Annotated in this window: 17 protein-coding genes and 3 pseudogenes; 6 read left to right on the top strand and 14 right to left on the bottom strand. The window is 67.1% G+C overall.

The window, feature by feature from the left end:
- Window positions 1-142 precede the first annotated feature (142 nt).
- Both BBK82_RS07250 and BBK82_RS07255 read right to left on the bottom strand, forming a co-directional pair.
- Window positions 143-310: pseudogene (locus BBK82_RS07250) on the bottom strand (TetR family transcriptional regulator); the annotation flags it as partial.
- Between the two features lie 712 nt (window positions 311-1,022).
- Window positions 1,023-3,119: a tetratricopeptide repeat protein gene (locus BBK82_RS07255; RefSeq protein ID WP_065914318.1), complete on the bottom strand. Its 2,097-nt coding sequence runs from the start codon at window positions 3,117-3,119 to the stop codon at window positions 1,023-1,025.
- A 120-nt stretch (window positions 3,120-3,239) separates the two neighbouring features.
- Here BBK82_RS07255 and BBK82_RS49870 point away from each other — a divergent pair, with 120 nt between their 5' ends.
- Together BBK82_RS49870 and BBK82_RS07260 are read left to right on the top strand one after the other, a co-directional pair.
- Entirely contained in the window at window positions 3,240-3,386 is a 147-nt protein-coding gene (locus tag BBK82_RS49870) for a hypothetical protein (protein WP_154697131.1), read from the top strand.
- 353 nt (window positions 3,387-3,739) lie between these two features.
- Window positions 3,740-5,272: a hypothetical protein gene (locus BBK82_RS07260; RefSeq protein WP_170067878.1), complete on the top strand. Its 1,533-nt coding sequence runs from the start codon at window positions 3,740-3,742 to the stop codon at window positions 5,270-5,272.
- Between the two features lie 795 nt (window positions 5,273-6,067).
- Here the strand turns inward: BBK82_RS07260 and BBK82_RS49875 are convergent.
- The 7 genes and pseudogenes from BBK82_RS49875 to BBK82_RS07285 form a co-directional block, all read right to left on the bottom strand.
- Window positions 6,068-6,208: a hypothetical protein gene (locus BBK82_RS49875; protein WP_154697133.1), complete on the bottom strand. Its 141-nt coding sequence runs from the start codon at window positions 6,206-6,208 to the stop codon at window positions 6,068-6,070.
- Window positions 6,209-6,247: 39 nt separating this feature from the next.
- Window positions 6,248-7,048 (bottom strand): IS21-like element helper ATPase IstB, encoded by an 801-nt coding sequence (gene istB / locus BBK82_RS07265; RefSeq protein ID WP_065914320.1) that lies wholly within the window; start codon window positions 7,046-7,048, stop codon window positions 6,248-6,250.
- Window positions 7,048-8,296 (bottom strand): annotated as a pseudogene (istA, locus tag BBK82_RS07270) (IS21 family transposase). The gene istB and the pseudogene istA overlap by 1 nt, the downstream one beginning before the upstream one ends.
- Window positions 8,297-9,185: 889 nt before the next feature.
- Window positions 9,186-9,581 carry an ANTAR domain-containing protein gene (locus BBK82_RS48705; RefSeq protein WP_083267838.1) on the bottom strand — a complete coding sequence of 132 codons (396 nt, stop codon included), beginning with the start codon at window positions 9,579-9,581 and terminating at the stop codon, window positions 9,186-9,188.
- Window positions 9,533-9,886, bottom strand: a complete 354-nt coding sequence (locus tag BBK82_RS51475) for a hypothetical protein (RefSeq protein WP_083267839.1) — start codon at window positions 9,884-9,886, stop codon at window positions 9,533-9,535. Before BBK82_RS51475 ends, BBK82_RS48705 begins: the two co-directional genes overlap by 49 nt.
- A 38-nt stretch (window positions 9,887-9,924) precedes the next feature.
- Entirely contained in the window at window positions 9,925-10,428 is a 504-nt protein-coding gene (locus tag BBK82_RS07280) for a hypothetical protein (RefSeq protein ID WP_065914321.1), read from the bottom strand.
- A gap of 197 nt (window positions 10,429-10,625) precedes the next feature.
- Window positions 10,626-10,985: a hypothetical protein gene (locus BBK82_RS07285; RefSeq protein ID WP_065914322.1), complete on the bottom strand. Its 360-nt coding sequence runs from the start codon at window positions 10,983-10,985 to the stop codon at window positions 10,626-10,628.
- A 959-nt stretch (window positions 10,986-11,944) separates the two neighbouring features.
- On the opposite strand from BBK82_RS07285, the gene BBK82_RS07290 reads away from it, so the two are divergent.
- On the top strand, window positions 11,945-13,624 hold the full coding sequence (locus BBK82_RS07290) for a hypothetical protein (RefSeq protein WP_154697134.1): 1,680 nt from the start codon (window positions 11,945-11,947) through the stop codon (window positions 13,622-13,624).
- Here BBK82_RS07290 and BBK82_RS07295 read toward each other — a convergent pair.
- The gene (locus BBK82_RS07295; RefSeq protein WP_154697135.1) at window positions 13,617-15,560 is read right to left on the bottom strand and encodes an NB-ARC domain-containing protein; all 1,944 of its coding nucleotides are present in this window, start codon (window positions 15,558-15,560) and stop codon (window positions 13,617-13,619) included. The two genes, BBK82_RS07290 and BBK82_RS07295, sit on opposite strands and share 8 nt — an antisense overlap.
- A gap of 108 nt (window positions 15,561-15,668) precedes the next feature.
- On the opposite strand from BBK82_RS07295, the gene BBK82_RS49880 reads away from it, so the two are divergent.
- Window positions 15,669-16,181 (top strand): hypothetical protein, encoded by a 513-nt coding sequence (locus BBK82_RS49880; RefSeq protein WP_154697136.1) that lies wholly within the window; start codon window positions 15,669-15,671, stop codon window positions 16,179-16,181.
- Here the strand turns inward: BBK82_RS49880 and BBK82_RS47275 are convergent.
- The 3 genes from BBK82_RS47275 to BBK82_RS07310 form a co-directional block, all read right to left on the bottom strand.
- Entirely contained in the window at window positions 16,067-16,963 is an 897-nt protein-coding gene (locus tag BBK82_RS47275; protein WP_170067879.1) for a glycosyltransferase, read from the bottom strand. The genes BBK82_RS49880 and BBK82_RS47275 overlap by 115 nt on opposite strands.
- Before the next feature lie 1,126 nt (window positions 16,964-18,089).
- On the bottom strand, window positions 18,090-18,329 hold the full coding sequence (locus BBK82_RS07305; protein WP_154697137.1) for an STAS domain-containing protein: 240 nt from the start codon (window positions 18,327-18,329) through the stop codon (window positions 18,090-18,092).
- 506 nt (window positions 18,330-18,835) lie between these two features.
- Entirely contained in the window at window positions 18,836-19,690 is an 855-nt protein-coding gene (locus BBK82_RS07310; protein WP_218920593.1) for an IS481 family transposase, read from the bottom strand.
- Window positions 19,691-19,764: 74 nt separating this feature from the next.
- Here BBK82_RS07310 and BBK82_RS07315 point away from each other — a divergent pair, with 74 nt between their 5' ends.
- The gene (locus tag BBK82_RS07315; protein ID WP_237048065.1) at window positions 19,765-20,475 is read left to right on the top strand and encodes a hypothetical protein; all 711 of its coding nucleotides are present in this window, start codon (window positions 19,765-19,767) and stop codon (window positions 20,473-20,475) included.
- An 86-nt stretch (window positions 20,476-20,561) separates the two neighbouring features.
- Here the strand turns inward: BBK82_RS07315 and BBK82_RS07320 are convergent, their stop codons facing one another.
- On the bottom strand, window positions 20,562-21,845 hold the full coding sequence (locus tag BBK82_RS07320; protein ID WP_218920594.1) for an IS110 family RNA-guided transposase: 1,284 nt from the start codon (window positions 21,843-21,845) through the stop codon (window positions 20,562-20,564).
- Between the two features lie 321 nt (window positions 21,846-22,166).
- Here BBK82_RS07320 and BBK82_RS07325 point away from each other — a divergent pair.
- A pseudogene (locus BBK82_RS07325) lies at window positions 22,167-23,699 on the top strand (ISL3 family transposase).
- Window positions 23,700-24,163 lie beyond the last annotated feature (464 nt).

Below are 24,163 nucleotides of genomic sequence, written 5' to 3' on the forward strand. Positions count from 1 at the left end.
TGCTGGCCCAACTGCTGCCGATTGCTACGCAACGAGGTTGGAACAACTTCGAAGCGGTGGTCGCCGCGACTGCTCCAATCCCGCGAAACCGCCGCGACAACGCCGAGCTCCGCTATGAGTTCAACCTCGGTGGCCTCATCAGCAGCGTATGGCGGGCGATGCCGGCGCGTTCGGCGATCTGCTCGGTCGACACCTGCGGTCCGTGCTCGGCGATGGCATCGAGCGCCGCCGCCGCGACCTCGGCGCGGCGCATCTCGCGCTGCCCCGCCCACCGTGCGGCTCGTCCGTCCACGAATGCGGCACCACCCATCGCCGTCGGATTGTCCAAGTGTATTGACCCACAGACAGTAGAGGTCAACAACCAGGGTGAAGTGCGACTCCGGCGATCGGTGACAACAGGCAACGAGATATCCCGCCACCACGGTTACCCAGGCCGTCCTCGGAGACCGCACAACGCTGCCGTTCCCCGCCAACCTTCTAATCGCGTGGTCGCCGCCGAGATGCTCGAGATTCTCTCCACGACACGGCGGTCCTCGACGAGCTGCTCCGGGTGCTCACTCCGAGCAAGACTGCTGGCGCTGTCAACGCCGTACCACGAGGTCGAAGGCGGCCACGTGCGCATCTATCGCGCTCAGGTCTCAGCAACCTGCTGGGCGAGCCGGCCCGCAGTGATCGGCAGCCATCACGCGCTCCCGTTCCACGCACCCACACTGGTGGCTCAAGTGCCTCGCCGGAATCGACAACTAGACCAGACTCGCCAGAGCCGACCACGACGCGCTGGTCTGGGCGATGACGTCTGGCACCGCATTTGACCCGGCTCGCCCGTCATGGACCCACTGTTCGGGAGAAGTCTCGTCTCCACGCGGTCAAGAAGTGATCTAAACGGCACGCACGATCGCGGCCGTGCAGCACGCCAACGGTACCGAGCCCGTGGGAAGCCGGACGGCATGTCGACTGTGGCGTGGCGCTCACCAAGCACGTCACTTGCTCCGGGCCGAAGCGGCGATCGACCGCTCGTCTCATCAAGTCGAGGAGGAGGCGCCGTCAGTGTCCGCGTTGATGGCTTCGTCGGCCAGCAAACATGCCGCCAGCGGACTTCCCATGCGCTCGAAGGCCGCGATCGCCTCGTCCCGGTACCGGGTCGCTGCAGCGGCGTCGCCGCAGGCGTGGGCCGCTCTGGCTCGCAGTAGCGCGACGTCGGCGAGCATTGCGGTGTTGTCAATGCCTGCCGCGAGGTCGGCGGCGGCGGTGAGCGCGACCTCGGCTGCGGCGCGATCACCCGTCTGGGTGTACAGGTCCGCTACGGAGATCAACGCCTTGGCCTGCACCACCGGTTCTCCGGCAATCTGCGCCAGCTCCATTGCGGTTCGCAGGGCGGTTGCAGCATCGTCGTGACGCTGCAGGCGGGTGAGAGCACGACCGACGAACAGCGTCTGCAGCGCGGTACCGCGAGGCAGCCCGAGCATCTGGTTGATCCTCAGTGCCTCGGTGAACCAGTCGAGAGCGGCCTCGTAGCGGCCGGTGCGCAGAGCCAGGTTGCCGCTGAAGTCGTAGGTGGAGGCGCGCAGACGGTCGTCGTCGGCGAGTTCTCGCGCCGCGGCGAGGTGTTCGCCAGCGTCGTCATAGTGGCCGAGTTCCTGCAAACCCTTGGCCAGCAGGCAGCGGCACCGCGCCTCGGCTGCGATGTGCTCGTCGAGCGCGGCCGACTCGACGGCGAGTCTGCCCGCGTCGATCCACGCGGCCAGCGGTTTGCGGGCCTCATAGTAGGGGAAGGTGAATTCGAACAACTGCCAGACGAGGTCGTGCCAGCCGTGCTCTGCGGCGGCACGCATTGCGGCCTCGATGTTGGCGTGCTCGCGGTCGAACCACGCCAGCGCGGTACTCGCGAACATCTCCGGGTTGTGGTCGCCGAGGTAGAGACCGGGGTCGGCGACGCGAAGTCGTTTGCGTCCGGTTGCGGCTATGTCGGCGGCTGCGGCGCCCAAGCACCACCATCGCACTGCACGCCGCAGCATTTCGACGCGATCGCCGCGGGAGGTCTCGGCAGCGGCGCGGTGCAGGGCGTGTCTGCGCACCAGCCGATGCATTGAGTAGTGCCCGTCGAAACGTTCCTCGAGCAGGTTCGCCGCGCAGAGCTGGTCGACATGGGCGCGCACACGCGTAACCGGGGCGTCCAGGGCGGCGGCGAGGACCTCGACAGAGAAGTCGCGGGTGACCAGCACACCCAGCGCTCGGTACACCTGCCGAACCGGTTCGGCCAGGTCACTGTAGACCGCGTCGAAGACTGCAGCGACGCGTGTAAGGAGGTTGCCCGGGTCGGCGTCACGTAGTTCATCGACGGCCGTGGCCAGTGTTCGGCTCGGCCGAATACCCAAGCGTGCGCCGATCACCCGGATGGCGAGCGGAAGGCGGCCGCACAACCGCACCAGTTCCGTCGCCGCGTCTGGCTCGGCGTTCACCCTCTGCGCTGAGCACAGGCGCCTGAGCAGGTCGAGGGCATCGTCTGGCGCGAGGGGGTCGAGGGAGATCTGCGCTGCGCCGTCGGCGTGCAGGTCCTCCAAGGCGGTGTTCCCCGCGACCAGGACCATGGCCGCCGCGGAGTTGGGCAGCAGTGCCTCGACCTGTGCCGCCTCGGTGACGTCGTCGAGCACGACGAGGATCCGGGACCGGGTGGTGAGCGAGCGGTAGAGGTCCCGCCGGCCAGCCAGACTCGAGGGCACCTGTCCCTCAGGAACACGGAGCGCGACGAGGAAGCGCTCCAACGCCCCGCTGGGTGTTTCGCCGTCCGGCCCGAACGCCGCGTAGAGCACACCGTCCTCGAACTTTCTCTGCAAGCGTGCCGCGACGTGTGTGAGCAGGCCGGACTTGCCGACTCCCGGCATCCCCCTGACGACGACCACCACCGGACGCCCCAGATCGGCGGATGCGGGGACCAGGTCGTCGACGTCCTCGACCTGCCCGTCACGGTTGACGAACGGGTGTGGCGCGGCCGGTGCCAGGAACGGCACGACGTCCGGTGGCAGCTGTGGCGCCGCGAACGTCACCGACCCGATCGAGCCGGCCTGAACGACCTGAACGGCAGAGCCGCTGACCTCGTTGCTGGTATCCCCTGCGCCCATCCCCACGCGAGCTCCTCCACACGATCAGTGAAGATCACGGTACTGGACGCGAGTGCGTCACGTGGCCAGGAGACCTCGTTGCTACCGTGTCAGCGTCCGACGACAGCCGGGGGAACCTTCGTGCCCGAACAGATCCGTTTGTCCACCGCCGCAGCGCAAGTCGAGCAGTCCGGCTCGACCGGAGCGGCGAGCATCCAGATCTCCGACACCGCCGGTGAGCTGCCGCAGGCAACGGATGCCACCGGCAACATCACTTTCGACCGCTGACCCACACCCATTCACCCGGTCGTGCGACTTCCAAAGAGACAGCGCTTGTGGTAACGAACAATCCGGAGCCCGGAGCCCGGAGCCCGGAGCCCGGAGCCCGGAGCCCGGAGCCCGGAGCCCGGAGCCCGGAGCCCGGAGCCCGGAGCCCGGAGCCCGGAGCCCGGAGCCCGGAGCCCGGAGCCCGGAGCCCGGAGCCCGGAGCCCGGAGCCCGGAGCCCGGAGCCCGGAGCCCGGAGCCCGGAGCCCGGAGCCCGGAACCCGGAACCCGGAACCCGGAACCCGGAACCCGGAACCCGGAACCCGGAACCCGGAACCAGTGGGACACCGTCCAACCGCTCCGTTGCGTCCTGGTCGTGGTGCGGTCGCCCGCAGCGTTGGATCGACTCGAGGACGTCGTCCCTCTGCTGCTGGATGATCGGCGTCTTGAGGTGTGGTTCGCCGTGGATCCAGGTTCTCGCTTCTCGGGTCGGTTGAGGGAGCGGCTCTGCGCCGCGGGCGCGCTCCTGTTGTCCTGGGAGAAAGTGGACCAATACGAGTTCGATCTGGTGGTCGCTGCCAGCGAGAACAGCGACCTTGCACGGCTGCACGGTCCAATCGTGCTCCTTCCGCACGGCGCCGGTTATCACCGCCGATCGCCGGGGAACCCGAAGTGGCCGTCAGGTCTGAGCGCGACGGCGTTGATCAGGAACGGCCGCGTCGTTCCCCGCACGATCGTCGTGGCCAGCGACGACCAACTAGAGGTGATGCGCTCGGTAGACCCGCGCCTGCTCCCCCGTGCACTGGTTGCCGGAGACCCCTGCCTCGACCGCCTGCGGATGTCCCTGCCACACCGGGAGCTCCACCGGCACGCCTTCCGCGCTGACAGCCGTCGCCTCATCCTGATCTGCTCGACGTGGGGCCCGTTCTCCCTCTACGGGCACCGCCCCGAACTGGCCGAACAACTCGTCACCTGTCTACCCGCCGACGAGTACCGAGTGGTCCTCACACTCCACCCCAACGTCTGGGAACGGCACGGCCGGTTCCAGATCAACGCGTGGCTGCGGCGTGCAGTGGCCGCAGGCCTCATCGTGATCCCCGCTGCCGGGGACTGGCGTCCCGCCGTGCTCGCGGCCGATCTCGTCGTGTCCGACCACGGATCCCTGACGTTCTACTCCGCGGCCATCGGATTGCCGACCCTCGTCGCCACCGACGGTGGCAAGGAGGTGATGCCCGGATCCCCCATGGCCGATCTGCTCGCCCGTCTACCCCGCCTGACGAACAACCACCGGCAGGAAGTCGCCAACGCTCCCCTCCCCAACCTCGACACTGCAGTTCGAACTCCCACCAAGAATGTCCTCTCCGCGCACCTCTACACGCTGCTCAACCTGCCCGGCCTCCAGCACACGCCCGCCCCTGCAGCGGTGCCGGCACCGGACATCGAAGTGCCGTCGCCCCTGCACTTCCAGGTTAAGTTGATCTCCGTCAGGCAGCAGCAGCACGGCAGCGCCGAGGTGACGCTCGAACGCACAACCGCCAGCTGGCAGTGCGGCCGCTCGTTCCTGACGGCATCCGAAGACTGCACCGACCTCACCGTGCTCGAACGCGCCGGAGCGATCTACACCGACCGCCGCTTCCCCACCCCGACCGCAGCGAGCGACCACGCAAGAAGACTCCTCAGGACCTACCCAGGCGCACGGATCGCCATCGTCGCCCTCGACGAGGACCACGTAGCCTTCGCCGTCAAGGAGAACATCCACAGCGCACGAACCACGGTCCCCGTCTCCGCAACAGCCGCCGCAGTGCACTGGTGGTCGACCGTTCCCTTGGCAGAACGCCCAACCAGGATCCAGCTGCACGCCGGCGCGCTCGCCGGGACGGTCGTGATCGAGTCACCCAGCGAAGCATGACCACAGCACGGCTTGCGCGCGACCTTCCTCTTTCCCAGATGAGCGACATCTCCTGGGCCACGACGTGCAGACCAGGGGCCAAACTGGCTTGAGTGAAGGCTGTTGGAGACGGTTGACCGCCGAATCGGCAGCGCGTGCGACGGGGTGAGCGACCGTCGAAGTGCACGACTGACCGTGCGGCGCGGTGCGGAGCGCGTCCGCACCGCGCCCCGCACCGCGCGACCAGACCGACACGGCCGCGCGATCGGCTCCCGACCGTGTCAAACCCGGTCCGGCCCCGACTGCCCTACTGGCAACCAGCCATGCCGGTCATGCCATGGCCCCTTCTGCACACTGCGCTGACAAACTAGACCGAACAGTCGTGGCGGTACACCGCCGTTGCGGTGATGCCAATCGAACCCAGGACGGTTGAAGCGAGTACCCGCTGGAGGACCGCATGGCCCGGCTCGCCCTACGGCCCTACCTGCATTCGGTCAGGTACCCCAAGGCCGGCTCGCCAGGTCCAGCCCGGCGAGCAGATCGGTGATCCAGGCGCGGGTACGTATCTGCAAGTTCGGTGACACCCCGGCGATGCGTGATCAGCGCCGCAGTGATCCCCTGCCGTGGTGCTGCCACGGTGCTCCCTACCGTGGCAGCACCACGGCCGGGAGTCAAAGACGAGGCGATCGGCCAGCCTTTGCGCACGTCGAAGGCGCTGTACTTCACCTTCGACGCACGAGCGGTGCTACGCCCGCCTGCGTATGCTCCACCGGCGGTGGCGCGACATGGACGGCGGAACCGTCGACGCCATCCCGGTCACCGCGGCTGCCACCGCGGGCCAGCCGACACCTGGCACCAGCGGCCAAGGACCGACTCGGTCACTGCGAGCAACACGTTGACCACCCCGGACGACAGCAGCGCGAGCAGGGACAACGTCAGCACCACCTGCCTGTCCATGCTCGTCAGGCCTCGTTTCGCAATGACGGTTCCTCATCTTCAATCGTTGGTCTTCATGGCTGGTGGGACTCGGCCGAGGTCGCGGTCTTTGAGGCGGTAGCTGTCTCCCTTCATCGAGATGACCTCGGCGTGGTGGACGAGGCGGTCGATCATGGCGGCGGCCACGACGTCGTCGCCGAAGACTTCGCCCCAGCGGCCGAACGGCTTGTTGCTGGTGACGATCAGCGAGGCCCGCTCATAGCGGGACGACACGAGCTGGAAGAACAGGTTCGCGGCCTCGGCCTCGAACGGGATATAGCCGACCTCGTCGACGATGATCAGCGGAATCCGGCCCAGCTTGACGAGTTCCTGCTGCAGCCGACCGGCTTGATGGGCCTCGGCGAGGCGGGCGACCCACTCGGCGGCGGTGGCGAACGCGACCCGGTGCCCGGCCTGGCAGGCCCGGATCCCGAGCCCGATCGACAGGTGCGTCTTGCCGGTGCCGGGCGGGCCGAGGAACACCACATTCTCTTTGCCCGCAATGAAATCCAGCGTGCCGAGGTGCGTGATGGCGTCACGCTTGAGCGAACGTTGGTGGTCGAAGTCGAACTCCTCCAACGATTTGCGCGACGGGAACCGAGCGCCGCGGATGCGGCCCTCGCCGCCGTGGGACTCGCGGGCGGCGACCTCGCGCTGCAGACAGGCCGCCAAGAACTCCTCATGCGTCCAGGACTCCGCGCGGGCCCGTTCGGCCAGCCGCTCGACCGCGCCGGCCAGCGACGGCGCTTTGAGTGCTCGTGTCAGGTAGGCGATCTCGCTGGAAACGTTGCGGCCCTTGATGTTCGTGGTCTTGGCGGCCATCAGGCGATCTCCTCGCTGCCGGGCAGGGCCTCGTGGTCGAGGTCGAACATGCGGTCGTAGTCGGTCAGGCTGCGGTGCTCGACATCGGTGTCGACGGCCGGGACCGCGACCAGCCGGCGTGCCTGCCGCAGCTCACTGGCCGCGGCCGCATGCAGCGGGTCGGTGATGCTCTGGTGATCGGCCCAGCAGCGTTCGTGCCGAGCCACCTCGTTGCCCTGCAAGGTCACGACGACCTGCTCGAGATCAGCGACGATCTCGACCCGGCGGCCGACCGCGGACGGATGCGCCGAGTAGTCGTTGGAATCGACCCGCACGTAGTGATCGCGCGGCAGCCGGGTCGTCAACCGCCACCCAGTCACCGGAGCGACCGGCGGCAGCTCGAGCATCGAGGCCTTGTCCGCCTCCCACCGCTCGATCGGACGGCAGCCGAGTCGTCGGTGCTGGCGCTGGTTGGCGCGCACCAGCCACTCGGCGAGCTGGGCGTTGAAGTCGGCCGGGCCGGTGAAGCCGCGGCCGGGCAGGAACGAGGTCTCCAGATAGCCGTTGGCCCGCTCGACCAGGCCCTTGGCCTCGGGATCGGCTGGGCGGCATTGGATGACTTTGATGCCGAGCGTGCCGCGGAAGGCGTTCATCGCCTCGGTCAGCTGCGGCCGACCGGCCCGCCACTGCCCGACTGCGGACTCGTTGTCCCAGACCAGAGCCTTAGGCACCCGCCCCCAGCCGTTGATCAGCGCCCAATGTCCGGCCAGCAGATCCGGGCTCTGACGTGACGGGATCATTCGCGCGGTGATCACCCGCGAGTAGCCCGACACCATGACTAGCACCGGCGGCCGCCCGGCCTGCTCGAACCCGAGCGGGACGTCGACCGGCGGGAACCACAGGTCGCACTGGGCGAGCTCGCCGAGTTGGTAGTCGGTCCGGCTGGCCGGGTCCGGTGGCGTGAACAGCGGCCCGCAGCTCCCGTACCCGGTCCTTGAGCACGGTCATCGACCTGCTCCAGCCGATCCGTTCCGCGATCACCGTCGTCGGCATGGTCGGCCACTGCGCCAACAACGCCCGGATCTGCGGCTCGGCAGCGTCCACGATCGAGCCCTTGGCCGGCCGCTGATACTGCGGCGGTGCGTCGGCGGCCAGCGCCCGTCGCACGGTGTTCCTGCTGATACCGAGCTGACGGACGATCGCCTTGATCGGCATCCCCTCAGCTCGGTGAAGACGGCGGATCTCCGCCCAGTCCTCCACGTTGAGCACTCCCTACTGTCGACGGGGGTCCATTTTCACCCGTCGGTATGGGGTCAGTTTTCACGCGTCGCCGACAACAGGAGGAGGTCCACGCGCAACTGCCGCAATGCCTCACAGCCGCCTGTCCGACGAGGCTCCGACCCGTAGTCAGCCCGCACCCCGAATCGGGTGATCGTTGTACTGGCGGGGTCGTGTGACAAGGGTTGCGCTGCACTACTCGCGCGCCAGGCGCCTGAGCGGGTATTACGCGCAGGACGAGGAGTTGGTCGCCACTGTCCGCGGCGACGCCGTAGCTATGGGGCCAGTTGTTCGCGAAGTAACAGCAAGTCGTCCATCCCCAGTGCTTGCTCGATCTTGGGGGGGACACGCATGGGGCGTGGGACGCGACCGCAGAGACTTTCACCATCGTGTGGTCGCAACGCCTGCACGGTGTGCGGATCCGGTGAAGTTGCGGCCGTGGTTACTGACCGCTGAATGGCGCTGCGCGACGCGGCGGAACAGCGCGAGAGTCCCGTCGACAACCTGAGGCCTTGAGACACCGCGAGGCAGACGAGCACAAAGATGGAGATCGTTGCGACGATTCCGCTGACAGCGCAGCGCAGCACGTCCAGCGCTGGTGTCCAGCCCTTTGCCGTCACGTGCATCCGCGATCATATCCGGCAACCGGGTCGCCAGCTGCAGCTGGAACCGCTCCAGCAGCCGGGCCTGCTCGGTGGACGCGGCCACCAGGCTCAGCGCGCCCCCGCTGGTCGGCCAGCAGGATTCCAACCGCGTCGACCTCCAGCAGCTCGACAGCGTTCAATCAGAGTGTGCAGGAAGTCGATGGCGTCGAACCCCAGCACGAGCGTGTCCGCCAGCTCGACCAAGGTCTGAGCGATCCGCCGGTCCAACACGTGACTCACCTCTGTTTCTCATGGTCGGCGTCCGGGGTGAATCTCACTTTGCGCGTGACGACGTCGGCCGACACCTCCGACAGACGGCGGCCGGCGAGGTACGCATGGGCCCGCAACCGAAGGAACGCCCCACCGAGATCGGTATCCATTTGCACCGACACCATTCCGGTGGCCTGGTGAACCACACCCCACCGGCGCAGAGTCGCCGGAGTCGTGGGCCGCCCGCGCAGCAACGTTGTCGCGGTGTCCGCGAACAGCAACGCGTCTGCGAGCTCTTCCGGCGACAGCGGGCCGTCGACATACCAGCAGATCTCCAGCACTCCCAGCGCGATCGCCCCGAGAGTCAGAGGGATCACGAAGACCGCCGCCACCTCGGCCGCGACCGCGGCCGGGGCGAACACGGGCCAGCGATTCGCAACCCGTTCGCCAGATCAGGTACGAACACCGGTTGGTTCTGCCACACAGCCTCCGATATAGGCCCCTCACCCACCGTTGCCTGCAGCTCGGCCGTCTCCTCGCCGGCGATTCCGGCGACCTCGAGCGGTTGCGCGGTGCCAACCAGGTAGACCGCGACATCGGCCGCGTCCAGGCCGAACCGGCAGGCGATACAGACGTGGCGGATATCAACGGGCTCCTGGTCGGCTGTGGCGCTCTCATTGATCACCACGAGAGGGTCGAGGTGCCGATTCGTGCCGACGTCGGTCACTCCTCGCATTGGTATCTCGTGTGAACGAACCTAGTCCTTCACTCACCTTCCGCCATCACCCGGCCGACGGGCTCGCATACCAACTCAAGGTGATGCCGGTCGAGCGAAGGCTGCTTCGACGAGGACCGTGTCGGCGTTGCCGCAATGGTGTGCTGGCATGCGCGCGGGAAAAGCTCGTGCCCGCCGACGTGGGATTGGTACTGCTGCGGACGCTTGCCGAGTGGGCGGATGCGGTCACGAACGCGCGCCGAGGTAAAGGGCTCGGCGGCTTCCAGTGCACGGAATCCGACGGCGACACCACGGTCGGCGTCCCCGTCGAGCAGGTGGTTGATCGACAGCCGGATGAGGCTGAACGCGCGACTGCGGGTCATGTCGTCGCCGTAGTCGTCGACCGCTTCGGCGAGCAGCGGAATCGCAGTGCGGGTGTGGCGGGGATGCACGGTCAGGGCCAGATCGGTGTGAACGGCGCCGACCACCGCCGACAGGTCGGTATCGGTGAAGAACCTGGCCCAGGCAGGCACCTCGGTGTGGTCGGCGGCCACGAAGTGGGCCCGGCCGCGATCGAGCTCGACGAGTGCCTAATCGACGTCGCCCTTCCTCGCGTGGGTCCACGCCGAGTTCATCTACAGGATGCTGGCCGCGATCTCGTCGCCCTGCCCGGCAGCAGAGAACAGCCCCAACTCGAAGTAACCCAAAGCCTCGTCGAGACTCTCCTAGTGCAAGCACGCGTCCGAGCCGACTAGCACACGTTGGCGACCAGACTGTTGTTTCGGCTCCATCCCGCAAACACCAGCGCTTGGGCGAGGTGCACGCGGGCGCTGCCGACCAGTCCGACGTCGAAGCACATCCAGCCAGGGAGGTTGTACAGATCACCCAGCGCCACATGCAACCGCCGTTGCACGTACTCGGCGGCTGACGCGTCGAGCATCAGTCGTCCTTTCGCTATCCGGGCGCGGACCGCGCCGAGACAAGCATCGCCGCCTTGGCGGTGATCCACCAGGCGCAAGGCATCCGTGTCCTCCTCCAACCGCTCCACGTCAGGCAAACCGATCATGCGCGGTGCGCGATCCGCGCCGGGAACGAAATCCGGGGTGCCCATGGCGGCACTCCTGACAGCCGGGACTGAGGAAGTAGTTACCGCCGGGGTCCAGGGCGGTCACACGCCTCCCAGCCGCATACCTGGTCGGCCACCAAACCGGAAGTGGACTGCACGTTCGTCGATATCGCTCGACTACTGCCGAAGACAGCCCAGCCTATCCACGCACGCTACCACCGAACGGGGCGGCAGCAAACGAGTGATGGACGCGGGAGCAGCGGCTCGGAGTCAGCCGCCGTTGCGACTGAGCGGCTGGAGCGCCGCGGATGCGGCCGGGTCGAGATCTGCCACGCGGAAGCGGGAGCGTCTTCGGGCGAGACCGAAGGACTTCATGGTTCCGACCACACAAGACACTCCGTTGTTCCAGACGGTGACCGCGGGACGGTGTTGCCAGGCTCGCCGACGACGGCCAGGCGCCCGACAGTGCCCAGTAGCGCCGTTCCTGCTTCTGAGGCGCCGAGCAGCATCGCCGCGATCAGCACGGGAACGCCGACATCCCGGCGCCGCCCGCTCGGATCCTCTTGTCAGCCCGAGCTCGTCGTAGGTTCTTGGTTCAACTGTTGATCGATTGATGACATCTCACCAAGGGATCGTGTTACGGGAAAAGTGCCCAGGCTCCGCGCAGCGCCAACTCGACAAACGGGAAGTCAATGGCACATCCCGCCAAGAACCCGCTGCCGAGCGCGGGCAGTGTCGGAATTGAGGCAGCGCCTGATTGCCGATAGAGCCCTGCCTCGGCGCACGGCGCCGACCTCGATGACGCGCAACGATGTGCAGCCTTCTGCTCTCATTTAACCGTCGCACATTCCTGTAGACCGGGCCCGCTAGCCGCAGAACCTGAATGCAGAACGCAATGCGACGCAGACTGAGGCACCTGGTCGTAGTTGGGCCGAAGATCGGCTACGGTCATCAGCAGGTGCGGACGTCTTCTTGAGCCGCCTCGACAGGAGCAGGCAGGACCCGTGCCCGACACACCACTCGTCGATGTGCCGATCGGTGCTCGATCAGACGCGTGGGTGACTGTCGCTCCGCAACGCCGGGTGCTGCTCGTTGCCCACAACCTGACCACTGTCACGAGGCTGCTGGACGTCATCTGCGTGTTCGACTCCGATCCACGGGTGCAGGTCGTGGCATCCTGGAGCGGAAGTGATCCGTTTCACCGGGATCTCGACCAGGTCTTCACGGATCTCGGCGTCGTGACGGTGCCGTGGGTACAGGCGCTGCACACCAGGTTCGACCTCGCGATCGCGGCCAGCCACCATGGCGGTCTGGCCGATCTGAATTCACCCCTGGTCATCCTGTCCCACGGCATCGGGTATACTAAGAATTCTCCCGGAAACCGGAAACCGGAAACCGGAAACCGGAAACCGGAAACCGGAAACCGGAAACCGGAAACCGGAAACCGGCAGACCTTTGGCCTTTCGCCGCAGTGGCTGCTGGACGACGGCCGGCCGATCGCCGACGCGCTCGTCCTGTCCCATCCCGAGCAGCTGGACCGTCTGCGTGCGGCGGTGCCCGAGGTCGCTCACACCGCGGTGATCGCGGGTGATCCGTGCTTCGACCGGATCCGCGCCAGCCTCGGGCTCAGGCGACGCTACCGCCGTCTGATCGCGGGCGACGAACGCCGCAAGATCGTCGTGGTGTCGTCGACCTGGTCGGCCGGTTCCACATTCGGTCGGCGGCCAGACCTGTTGCGCCACTTGATGTCGGAGCTGCCGCTCGACTATCAGGTCGTCGGGATCGTGCATCCGAACACGTGGGCCGGTCATGGTCCGTGGCAGATCCGCACGTGGTTAGCGGACTGCCTTCGCGCCGGGCTCGTGTTGGTGCCTCCCGCCGAGGGGTGGCGCGCGGCGCTGATCGCGGCGGACTGCCTCATCGGGGACATCGGCGCCACGACCGCGTACGGCAGCGCGATCGATGTGCCGACGCTGCTGGCCGCGTTTCCTGAGGACAACGTCGCCGCCGGGTCTCCGGTCGCGGTGCTCGGGGATATCGCCGCCCGGCTCGACCCGCGCGAGTCATTGCGTACGCAGATCGACCGTGCGATCGCCCTGCATCGGCCTGGAGCGTACGACCGGGTCACCGAGCTCGTGACCTCGGTACCGGACGAGTCACCGAAGTTGTTGCGGGCCTTGTTCTACCGCCTGATGAACGTGTCCGAACCGGACGGTGAAGCGCCGTTGTGGCGCATTCCCACCGCTGGCCTGCCCGGCAGTCGGCCCGTGGTATCGGCGCTGGAGGTACAGGTCGAGCTCGGCCGGTCGTCCGGCAGCGCGGTGGTCACCCAATTCCCCGCCGAGCTCCGTTCGCGGCACACCGACCTCACCGTGGGCCATATCGTGTGTCACATCGACCATCCCGGCCGTCGGTTGCTGGCGAGCGCGGACGTGCTGTACGTCCTCGCACACGAACTGGCCGAGACGGCGGAAGAGTGGATCACGGAGACGTTGCGCGTGCACCAGGGGTGCGGGCTCGCAGCGGTGGTCGACGCCGACAGCGCACTCGTCGGCTCGAGGGACGGGCGAGTGTGGCGAGTATCGGCTGCGGATCCGGTGCGGCAGGTGTCGGTGCTGCGTGCCTGGCTCGTCGCCGGCGAGCGACCCGAAGCCGCCGATGGCGCGATCACGCTGGTCAGCTGAGCTCGGCAGCCTGCGCGCGGTGCAGGGTTGCCGCTACCTCGTCACCACAAGCGTCTTCGACGTCCGCGAGCGTGCGCAGCGCGGCGATGTGCAGGGACAGCGGGCCGGATTCGGCGGAGACCTCGACCGCCTGCTCGGCCAGCAGCCGAGCGACGGCGGGACGACCGAGACCGAGCTCGGCCCGGCCGAGCAGGTCGAGGCAGCGCGCCTTGTTCACGTCGTCGGAGTGCTCGGTGAAGTACGCCATCGCGTTCTGCGACAACGGAATCGCCTCGGTGAAGTGGCCGACTTTCACCAGGACACGCCCGGTGTGCATGGCACCCAACGCCATCGCGCGTGCTCGCTGCACGGGGTCCTCGATCTGCCTGGCCGCGTCGGCGGACGCCTCGAGGTGTTCCAGTGCGCGGCGGAGTTCGCCCTCCTGCTCCAGAAGGATTCCCAGCCACTCCAGGTTCGACTGCTGCCCGAGCACGTGCTGGAGTTCGCGGGCGATCTCCAGCGACGTGCGGAACTCGTGTTTCGCTTCGGCGAGCTCGCCCCGCATCTCGAAGGCGGAGCCGAACTGGTTGCGCATGCGCATCACGGCGACCCGGTCACCGAGCGCCTCGGCCGCGCCGACGGCTCTGCGTTGCACGAGGTCGAGATCGACGCTCCGGTCGGTGTTGTAGAGCCACGGCCACAAGGCGTCGCCGAGCGCCAGCACGTCAGCGTGCTTCTTCTCGTCGTCGGCCTGCAGCAGGGCCGCGAGCAGGTTGAGGTGCTCGGCCTGGAAGCCACGGCGAGCCAACGCCGCGGCGTCTGGACCGCCGAACGCCGGGTCGACCCGCTCGAACCGCTCGAAGTCGGTCCACCACCGCTGCGACAGCGAACGCGCCAACGAGATCGCCCGGTCCACGTACCAGGCCACAACACGACCACGGACCTCATCGCATTCGGCCACCGTCGAACCCGCGGCACTCCAGTCCCTGGCGTGCGCGGCCACGAGTGGATGGAACCGATAGCGGTCGGTGCCGACTGGCGAGAGGAGGTTGACGTCGACGAGCTCGTCGAGCTGGGCTCGTCCTTCCCTTGGCGGCACACCGAGCATCGCGGCGGCCACCGGTACGCCGAAGTCCGGTCCTGGGTGCAACGCGAGGCGTCGATAAGCCTGCGCGAGCTGCGGTGCGAGGTCTCGGTAGGCCACGTCGAGCACCGTTTCGATCGAGGCCACAGCGCCTTTCCCGGCCAGGACGGCTTCCACCACGTCCGCTATCCTGCGGCGAGGCCGGCGCAGCTGTCCGGCGACGACTTCGAGTGCGAGCGGCAGACCCGCGCAGGCCGACACGAGACGCTTGACCGCGGCCTCCTCGGCGCCGAGGTCGAGGCCGGAGGCTTCGTTGAGCAACTCGGTGGCGAACTCCGCGGCCAACGGCTCCAGCACGGCCCGGTCGACGTAGGCCCAGGCCGGGTCGTCCAGCCACTTCCTGCTCGTCACCACCACCGCGCAGGTGGGCGAGGACGGCAGAAGCGCCATCACCTGAGCCGCGCTGAACGCGTCGTCGAGCACCAGCAGGATGCGCTTGTCAGCCGTGAGCGAACGGACCACGGCGGCGCGTTCGTGCTCGTGGTGCGGGACGCGTTCCTCGTCGACGCCGAGCTGGACGAGGATGTCGCGCAGCACGTCGGAAGCCGGCACGGGTCCAGGCTCGACGGACCCGCCGAGCTCGTAGTACAGCTGGCCGTCCGGGAACCGGTCACGCACGTGATAGGCCCACTTGACGGCCAGTGTCGTCTTACCGACACCTGGCAGTCCGGTCCGCACCGCCAGCAGTGGCACACCACGCTCGAGCGCGTCACCGAGCGCCTGATCCAGCGCCACGAACTCGTCCACACGGTCGACGAACAGCCGGGGCTCAGGTGGGAGCAAGCGCGGTGCTGCCATACTGTCGTCACCCACCGTTTGGCTCCTTCCCGTCGGCTCGCAGCCGAGACCTTACCCATGATCGACGTCGTTCAGTGACCGAATCACGACTTCGCGTGTCCACGACGGCTATGGTCAGCCATCATGAGCTCGTCTGGCCCCTGGTGGGCGGTGGTCGCGTTCACCTTCGCGGGTGTGTTGCTGACACAGGCCACGACCTGGTGGATGGATCAGCGCAAGGCACGTCGTGAGAGTGCATTCCGCTGGACGAACCGCAACATCGAGTTCTACGCCGACTTCGTCGATGCCTGCCACGAACTGCTCGAACTGCCGGTGTGGCCGGCGGACACGCCGCTCAAGCCGCTGACCGACAAGCTCAGGCAGAAGTCCGTGAAGATCCGGTTCGTGGCCCCACCTCCGGTCAACGAGACGCTGGACAAGACCTTGCGCGCAGTGGCCGAGCTCGCCGCACAGATCGACAGCATCCGCACGACCAGCAAGCCAGGACACGGCGACCGCATCGACGAACGGCTTCTGCCCGGCTACCGCGGCAGCGCGGAGGCATTGTCGGCCGCGCTCGACGAGTTCATGGCGGCGGCACGGATCGACGTCGACATCACCTCGGTGTTCCGCGGACTTCCGGACACGCCTGCGTGAGCACGCAACACAGCCGCAGCCACCTCAGCGCCGTTCCCAGGAAGGCTCTCCCGCAGGTCGCGCAGCGCGGTCCGCATCTGCGGATCGGCAGCAACACGTTCCACCAGGTCGTGCAGCGCGACCGGGTGGCACCACCTGGGCAAGCTCACCCCGACGCCCATGCGCACCAGCCGCCGTGCTGTCGCTCGCTGCTCCCGGCACCGCGGTGCGAGCACCATGGGAACACCGGCGGACAAAGCCTCCACAGTGGAGTTCATTCCGGCGTGTGTCAGGAACACCGTGCTGCTGCGCAACAACGCGAGCTGCGGCACGCTGCGGTACGCGGTCACGTTGGCAGGCAAGGTGCCCAGGACTCCGGGGTCAAGAGCCCCCGTGGACAACACCACCGTCCAGTCCGTGTCACCGAACGCCTCCACCGCGGTGCGGAAGAACTCCGGCTCACGCTCGAACACGGTGCCGGGTGAGACCAGCAGCACCTTGCCCTCGACCCTGCCCCGCCCCAGGCTCGCTTCCTCGACTGTGTCGGCACGGCGCACGAGCGGGCCGAGAACATGGACTCGTCCGGACACCATAGGCTGCAGCTCAGGCAACGCGTGCACCAGCACCGGCCGGTCCCGCTGACGCCCGCGGGTGAACGTCGTGCTGAACGACACGACCCGCACCGACCTGCGGCGAGCGACACGAACCGCCCACGGCGTCATCACGTCGGCGACCACGAGATCCGGAAGCGACTCCGCCAGATCATCGGCGAGTTGTGCCGAAGCGCACCGAGCCGCGAGCATCTTGCACAGCGACCTTCTCGTCCAGCCCACCACAGCGCGCCTCGGCGGCACATGAGGGCGCAATTCCCTGAGCAATGACACCGGCACCGCACCGACACCTTCCACCGCCGAGACAAACCGCTGTCCCACCAGCACCCGTACCACGTCCCCGCCCGCGGCCAACCGCTCCATCACTGGCAGCATCGGATTCACATGACCCCAAGCCGGATACGGCACGAACAAGAACTCCCCCACGCCGCCACCGTAGCGATGCCGCTGGCGAGAAGGCACCCGCGGTCCGCGGCTGCGCCACCAGAACTCGGTTCGACGGCGCTCCCCATCTCAATGGCGGGGATTATGGACCACCGGTGCCCGGCGTGGCGTACTGACGGCCAACGGCGACCGCGGGCGGTCGTTCAGAGTGATCACGCGTCGCGACCGAGCACGGTAGCCCGGCACGGATCACCCAACCGGCGGGATCGCAGGCAACACGCCCCCAGCCGTGATCTAACCAGGCAAGGATGCACCGGTGACCAGCACTCCCATCTTCGATGAGCTGTTCGCCCAGTACCGGGCCTGGCTATGCACACAACCCCGCACCCCGGCCGACGCTGCGTCGCCGTATCCGGCGCACACCGGAACGGTCCTCCCACCAGAACACCCCGGCGGCGAACACCAGACGGAGTCCACCCGGAACGGGGTCGTGTGAGCATAGCCCAATCCGCGCTCCACCTACCCGGACCCCCTCGCCTTTCGCAATGCTGACCACCCTGGAGCCCTATACAGTGGCAGGTACTCGCGGATCCATCCGCGCACGTGCGGCCGGAGCTCGCCGAGTGAGAGGTTCAGTGTCGGAAGCTGCTGGGCGATCTGCAGCTCGGTGGCGGGGCGGTGACGGGGACGTCGGCGTAGCCGCGGTCGTCGGTGTCCCATTTGGACAGATCCGCTTCGACGGCACGGACGTGGGCAACGACCGCCCTGGCCACCGAGTGGGGACACACCGCACCATCACCGACAAAACTGTCTGGGCGACACTGCAGATATCGTTACCTCTACCACCGCGTCACACTTCCGTGAGGGCTTCTCATCAGGTCATGATGCGAACGCGGCGGCGGCAGCGGGAACGTCCAGGTGCACCGGCACGAACTTATCGACCTGAGTGATCCGCAGCGGCTTGAGCACCGTGGAGTGCGCGGCTGCCACAGTGAACCCGATCCCAGCAGGCGTTCCACACGGAGATCACCAGCGTGATGCCGGCAGAGCCGAAGAACGTCATTTCCGCCAAGCCCAGCACCAGCGCACGCCCGGCCTGTTCGAGTCGCGCCTGGGTCGCCGACCACAGCTCGTCGGCCACGGCCGTGTCGACGTCGCCGGCGATGCACACCATGTCCAACATCGTCGACCATCTCGGCCTGCACGGCGGCTGTCCCGCAGTGCACGACCCGCATTCGCATTACCCGCTCATAGACACTGTTGTACGAGGGCCGACCGCTGAGCACGCTGTGTCACCGCACGACATGACAGCGGTCACCCTCAGCTCACGCTAGTGCGCGCACCGGCCGCCTGCCGAGAAGCGGCTCGGTGCAGACCGGGCGTCCGTCCCGGTGGCTCCGCCGGTGTTCACCCGTTTGCCGGTCAACACCACCGCTGCCGATGGCATTGGCTCACAGAGCGCTGCGCCACGGTCACCGGCAGTTCTCGCCGCGAGGGCTCCGAGATCGGTGATCAGGATGCGGCGTCGTTGTGCGGACACGATCTAGGTGGGATCTAGGTGTGCTGCTGACGGTGGTCGTTGACAGCCTGGGCTTGGGTGGGGGTCTTCTGTAGCAGCCTCTCATACGGAGTCTGGCCACCGAGGCCTCCGTGTGCGCGGTGGTAGTTGTAGTAGTCCTCTTACTCCTTGAGCCGTTCGTTGAACACGCCGGCGTCGCCGATCACCACACCGTCGAGCAGCCGGTAGAACTCTTCGGCGTCGATGCGGTGAGAGCGCTCGACTTTCCCGTTGAGCCGCGGGGTCGCCGGGCGGATGTAGACGTGACCGATGCCCTTGTCCAGGACGAGCCAGTGGAACGCGGACTGGAACTCGGCTCCGTTGTCGGTCTGGATCTTCTCGACCTGGAACGGGAGCCGAGACAATACGTAGTCCAGGAACTGAATCGCGGTCTTCTGGTCCGACTTGGCGTAGATCCGCACGATCCGCAAGCGGGTGCAGTCGTCGATCGCGGTGTACTGGTAGAACCGTTTGCGGCGTCCCGGCTGATCAGTCAGCGGCTCGACGAACTTGACGTCGATCTGCAGTTGGTGGCCGGGACGTTGCTTCTCGTAGCGCTTCCACCGCTGTTCGCGCCGCTTGTAGCGCTGGGACGCAGGGAGTCGGCTCATGCCCAGGCGCTTGAGGATGCGATAGATCGTCGAGTGCCCGATCTGCACGTCGTGGTACCGACGCAGGTACGTCTCGATCTTCAGCGGACCGAAGTGGTACTGCTGCCGCAGATGGATGATCTTCCCGACCACCTCGGGATGGGTGAGGTTCGGGCAGTGCAGCGGGGCGCTGGAGCGGTCTTTGAGCCCGTCGAGTCCTTCCTCTTCGTAGCGGCGCTTCCAGCGGTAGAACACCGTCCTGCTGATGCCGTAGTAACGGCAGGTCGCGGCCACATTGCCGCTGACCTCGTCGACGTGCTGCAACATAGCCAGGGGCCGACGAGCACGCCTGGCCAAGTCCTTCTCGCTCCATACCCACTCAGCCATGGGCCTCCTCCGGTTCAGGAGCCCAGACTGTCAACAACCTCAGTCAGTTTTAGATCTAGGCAGGGGCGGACCTGATGGAGTTCAGAACCATTAACGGCCGGCGCGTCCCGATCAAGGGCGGTGGTAAGAGCGGTGCGGTGGTGGCTGCCGACGTGCTCGCGCTCGGCTTGGCCGGCGGCACCGGCGGCCTGACCCTCGGGGGCGGATACAGCCTGGTCTCCGAAGTCGGAGCGGGCGCGCAGAACGCCGTGCAGGGTGTGGGCTCCGGATCAGGCTCGGGCGGCTCCGCGCAGCTCAAAGCCCGAAAGTCCGAAGGACAGAAGTCCGCGTGCAAAGGCGACAGCGAGGCCGCGTGGCAGCGACTGGACGTCAAGCAACTCAAGCGCACCGCGCGTCAGCAGGCTGAGTGTGTGGCGGTCTCGTTCGGGCAGATCCGCGACTTCTTCACCCGTACCCGCTGCACCTCCCTGGACCGCGCCCTGTTCCTGGTCGGCGATGGCGCGGGTAACACCGCGGTGCTGTCGGTGGCCTGGGTCGGTCTGGCCTCCGCGCGCGACGCCGACAAGTTCGAGTCGGTGATGAAGATCCACGGCAGCGGCGACATCCGGCCTCTTGGCTCGGCGATGCTGGGCCTCGCGGACATCCGCTTCACCGGCGAGAACTATGGCAGCGATCGCGACGGCAAGACCGTCACCGTCGCCGAAACCGAACTCGTCTCCGGCCACCTCGACCGCGACACCCTCGACGCCATCGCCGAAGTCTCCGCCTACCTGCCCCGCATCTGAGCGTCGCGACCCTGGTTGTGCTGCATCAGATCGCGGCAGGGGTCTGTTCCCTAAATGACCAGCGCGACTTCTGGTGCTGTGTGTGGTCAGGCGGCGTGTTCGGGGATCAACTGGGAAATGTCGTAGCCCTGTTCGATCAGTTCGGTGATGAGCCGGCGGGCGCGGTGTGCCTGGTGCTGGAGTGAACGGGGCTTGTGGTCAAAGTAGTCGGGGCCGAGGTCGTGGTAGGCGACGTCGTGGGTGAGCATGTGCCAGATCGCGGTGAGGATCTTGTGCTGGACGGCCACTTGGGCGCGGAGCGGGCCGCGGCGCTTGCGTAGCCGGTGGTAGTAGCTCTTCAGGTAGCAGGGGCGGCTGCGGGTCTGGGCGATGATGCCGGCGGCGATCCCAAGCCAGCCCCTCAGGTAGGGATCGCCGTGGGTGGTGGCCGAGGACAGCTCGCGGCCGGCGGAGCGGTTGTTGCCTGGGCAGACCCCGGCCCAGGACGCGAGATGACCAGGAGTGGGAAACACGGTCATGTCGGTGCCGATGGAACCGATGATGCCGCAGGCGATCCGGTCAGAGATCGAGGGGACGATCATCGACAGTTCCTTGGCTCGCGCGAAAGGGCCCATTGCCTGCTCGATCTTGACGACGTAGGCGGCCAGCTGCGCGTCGAGCATGTCTATCTGAGCCAGCACTTGGCCGATCATGAACGCCGACGCGTCGCTGAACCGGGCGATCTGCAACGCCTCCCGCAACTGCGGGATCTTCGCCCGCAACCGGCCCTTGGCCATCTCGGCCAGAGTGACCGGATCGCGTTCGCCGGCCACGATGGCCTCCAGCATCGCCCTGGTGGAGGCGCCGAGCGTGTTCGAGGTGACCGAGGAGATCTTCAGTCCGGTTTCCTCGATCAGCTTTTCCAGTCTGTTGATCACGCGTGCTCGATCGCGGACCAGATGCGTGTGCTGACGCGTCAGCTCCCGCAGATCCCGGATCGGTGGTGGCGGGACGAAACAGGAACGGACCAGGTCGTGCTGGGCCAGCCACTGGGCGTCCTTGACATCGGTCTTGCGTCCCTTGACCTGCTTGACATCACGCGGGTTGACCAACTGGGTCTCGAACGAGGCTTCCAACAGGTAGAACACGGGTTTCCAGTAGGCGCCGGTGGCTTCCATCGCCACCACCTGCACCCGATGAGTGGCCAGCCACTCGGCCAGGTCCAGCAGTCCCCGCGTCATCGTCGAGAACGTCTTGGTCTGGGAACGAAATCTTCCGTTCTTGTCCGGAACCCGAACGCAGGCAGCGAGTTCCCGCTTGCCGATGTCCAGACCGGCGACCCGGGAGAAGACGATCTCCATGCCGTCATCGACTGTCACGGTCTCGCTCATAGCGGACCTCCACAAGACTCGGCGTAGCAACGTGTTCTTGCGGCGGGCCGAGCCGGGAGGGATCCGGTAACTGAACGCACTCTGTTCCACGTGCTCACTGGCAACAATTCAAGGCCCACAAACCCCACGATCCCCGCGCCAGGCTGTCAAACGGGCTCGTTCGGCACCACGGACCCTCGACGTCACCCAGCCCGGCCCGCACCAATTTTGTCCGTTCACCACGCCCGCACGCCAGGGCGGGCTCACCCGCTGTCAAACGAACGGCTCTGGCTCGTAGTCGGTGGTGCCGGCCAGTAGATTGTTCGCGATCATGATCTTGTTATGGCTGTCGATTCCCTTGTGGGGATGGTGTTCTCTGGTCTGTCGGCGTTGGTTATCGAGGACGTGACGGAGGGCGGCGGCATGGTGGTGGTCACGGCCCGCACTCGGGCCGCGGCCGTGTCGTACCCGGTCTGCGGGACCGAGACAGCGAAGGTGCATGGGTAACACCACCCGACGGTGAAGGATGTGCCGGTCGATGGCCGCCAGGTCGTCGTCCGCTTGCGCGTGCGGCGGCTGGTCTGCTCAGCTCTGGGTTGTCGACGGCAGACGTTCCGGGAACAGATTCCCGGACTGCTGCAACGCCATCAGCGCCGAACGGTGCGGTTGGTCCGGCAGATATCCCAGGTGGCGCGAGAGTTGGGTGGCCGGGTGGCGGCACGCCTGGCCGGCCTGCTCGCGGTGCCGGTGTCCCGCAGCACCGCGGTGCGCCGTCTGCGGCGCCTGCCGCTGCCGCGGTTGACGATTCCGCGGGTGATCGGCGTGGACGACTTCGCCCTGCGTCGCCATCAGCGCTACGCCACGATCATCATCGATGCCGAGACCGGCCGGCGTGTCGCGGTCCTGCCCGGTCGCGACGCGGCCACTCTGGAGTCGCGGCTGCGCGAGCATCCCGGTGTCGAGGTCGTGTGCCGGGATGGTTCGGCCACCTACGCCGAAGCTGTCCGCCGGGCACTGCCCGACGCGGTGCAGGTCAGTGACCGAGGGCACCTGTGGCGCAATCTCAGTGACAAGGTCCTGCTCGAGGTCCGCGCACACGCCGGATGCTGGGCCACCGTCAACCCGCCCCGCCCCGGCGGCGTTCACGAGCAGACCACTCGCGAACGCTGGAATAAGGTCCACGATCTCCTCGGCCAGGGGATCGGTCTGCTCGACTGCTCCCGCCGCCTCGGCGTGGCCCTGAACACGGTCAAACGCTACGCCCACATGCCCGAACCCCATGCCCTGCGCATCACCCCCACCTATTGCCCGACCCTGGTCGACCCCTACCGCGATCATCTGCGCGCCCGCCGCGCGGCCGACCCGGCAATCCCTGCCACACAACTGCTCGCGGAGATTCGCCGATTGGGCTACACCGGCAGCGCCAACCTGCTGGTCCGCTACCTCAATCAAGGCCGCGCCGAAGGCGACCGCCCCGTCACAACCGCCCGCCACGCAAGCCGCCTCCTGCTCACCACACCCGCGAACCTGCGTCCGAAGGACACGACACTGCTGGAGAAGATCGCCGCTTCCTGCCCCGAGATGACCGCACTCGCCACTCTGGTACACGGTTTCGCCACACTGCTGACGCCGGCCGCAGGCAACGACGTGAAGCTCGCCCAGTGGATCACGGCGACTCGCGCCGTCGATCTGCCGCATCTACGCAGTCTCACCAACGGTCTCGAGATCGACCGGTCCGCTGTGGACAGTGCCGTCACCCTGCCCTACAACAACAGCCGCACCGAAGGCGTCAACACCCGCACCAAGAGAATCATGAAACAGACGCACGGACGCGCCGGATTCGACCTTCTCCGCCACCGCATCCTTCTGCCCTGACCGACACTCCACGTCACCACCGACTACGAGCCAGAGCCAAACGAACGGTGTAACTCGGACTGAAGGAAACTACTTGCGTAAGCAATGGTTTGGTGGACAACCACCCGACCGGGTGGCCGGACCTGGAGCGACCCGTGACCCCATTGCACCCAAGGCGGGGCCGTGCTCCAGTTGGCGACACCACCGTCCACTAAGGACAGAAAACAAGATCGCCCACCGAACCTGTTTACGCAGTACAGTGGGGCGATTCGGATGCTACACTAAATCGCGGACACGGCACGACGTGCCACGGCGGGACGAGATCCACGGGCCGGATTCGCACGAGCCCGCCCGGATGCGGTGTCGTATTCGACGTCGAGCGCCCAGCCCGGCCAGAGTTCGACGTCGGTGACGACGGCGCGTGCAGCCGAGGAGTCCGTCTGACACAGCGCGCGTCTTCCCTTGGTACCGATCGGACGTTGGGG

The organism is Lentzea guizhouensis (genome assembly GCF_001701025.1).
Taxonomy (GTDB): Bacteria; Actinomycetota; Actinomycetes; order Mycobacteriales; family Pseudonocardiaceae; genus Lentzea; species Lentzea guizhouensis.

Bases quoted from the DNA above. Each gene is read 5' to 3' on its own strand.
- BBK82_RS07255 (WP_065914318.1), bottom strand. From the start codon at position 3,119: ATGGGCGCAGGGGATACCAGCAACGAGGTCAGCGGCTCTGCCGTTCAG.
- BBK82_RS49875 (WP_154697133.1), bottom strand. From the start codon at position 6,208: ATGGACAGGCAGGTGGTGCTGACGTTGTCCCTGCTCGCGCTGCTGTCG.
- istB (WP_065914320.1), bottom strand. From the start codon at position 7,048: ATGGCCGCCAAGACCACGAACATCAAGGGCCGCAACGTTTCCAGCGAG.
- BBK82_RS07285 (WP_065914322.1), bottom strand. From the start codon at position 10,985: ATGGGCACCCCGGATTTCGTTCCCGGCGCGGATCGCGCACCGCGCATG.
- BBK82_RS49880 (WP_154697136.1), top strand. From the start codon at position 15,669: ATGAGCTCGTCTGGCCCCTGGTGGGCGGTGGTCGCGTTCACCTTCGCG.
- BBK82_RS47275 (WP_170067879.1), bottom strand. From the start codon at position 16,963: ATGCTCGCGGCTCGGTGCGCTTCGGCACAACTCGCCGATGATCTGGCG.
- BBK82_RS07305 (WP_154697137.1), bottom strand. From the start codon at position 18,329: ATGGTGTGCATCGCCGGCGACGTCGACACGGCCGTGGCCGACGAGCTG.
- BBK82_RS07310 (WP_218920593.1), bottom strand. From the start codon at position 19,690: ATGGCTGAGTGGGTATGGAGCGAGAAGGACTTGGCCAGGCGTGCTCGT.
- BBK82_RS07315 (WP_237048065.1), top strand. From the start codon at position 19,765: ATGGAGTTCAGAACCATTAACGGCCGGCGCGTCCCGATCAAGGGCGGT.
- BBK82_RS07320 (WP_218920594.1), bottom strand. From the start codon at position 21,845: ATGAGCGAGACCGTGACAGTCGATGACGGCATGGAGATCGTCTTCTCC.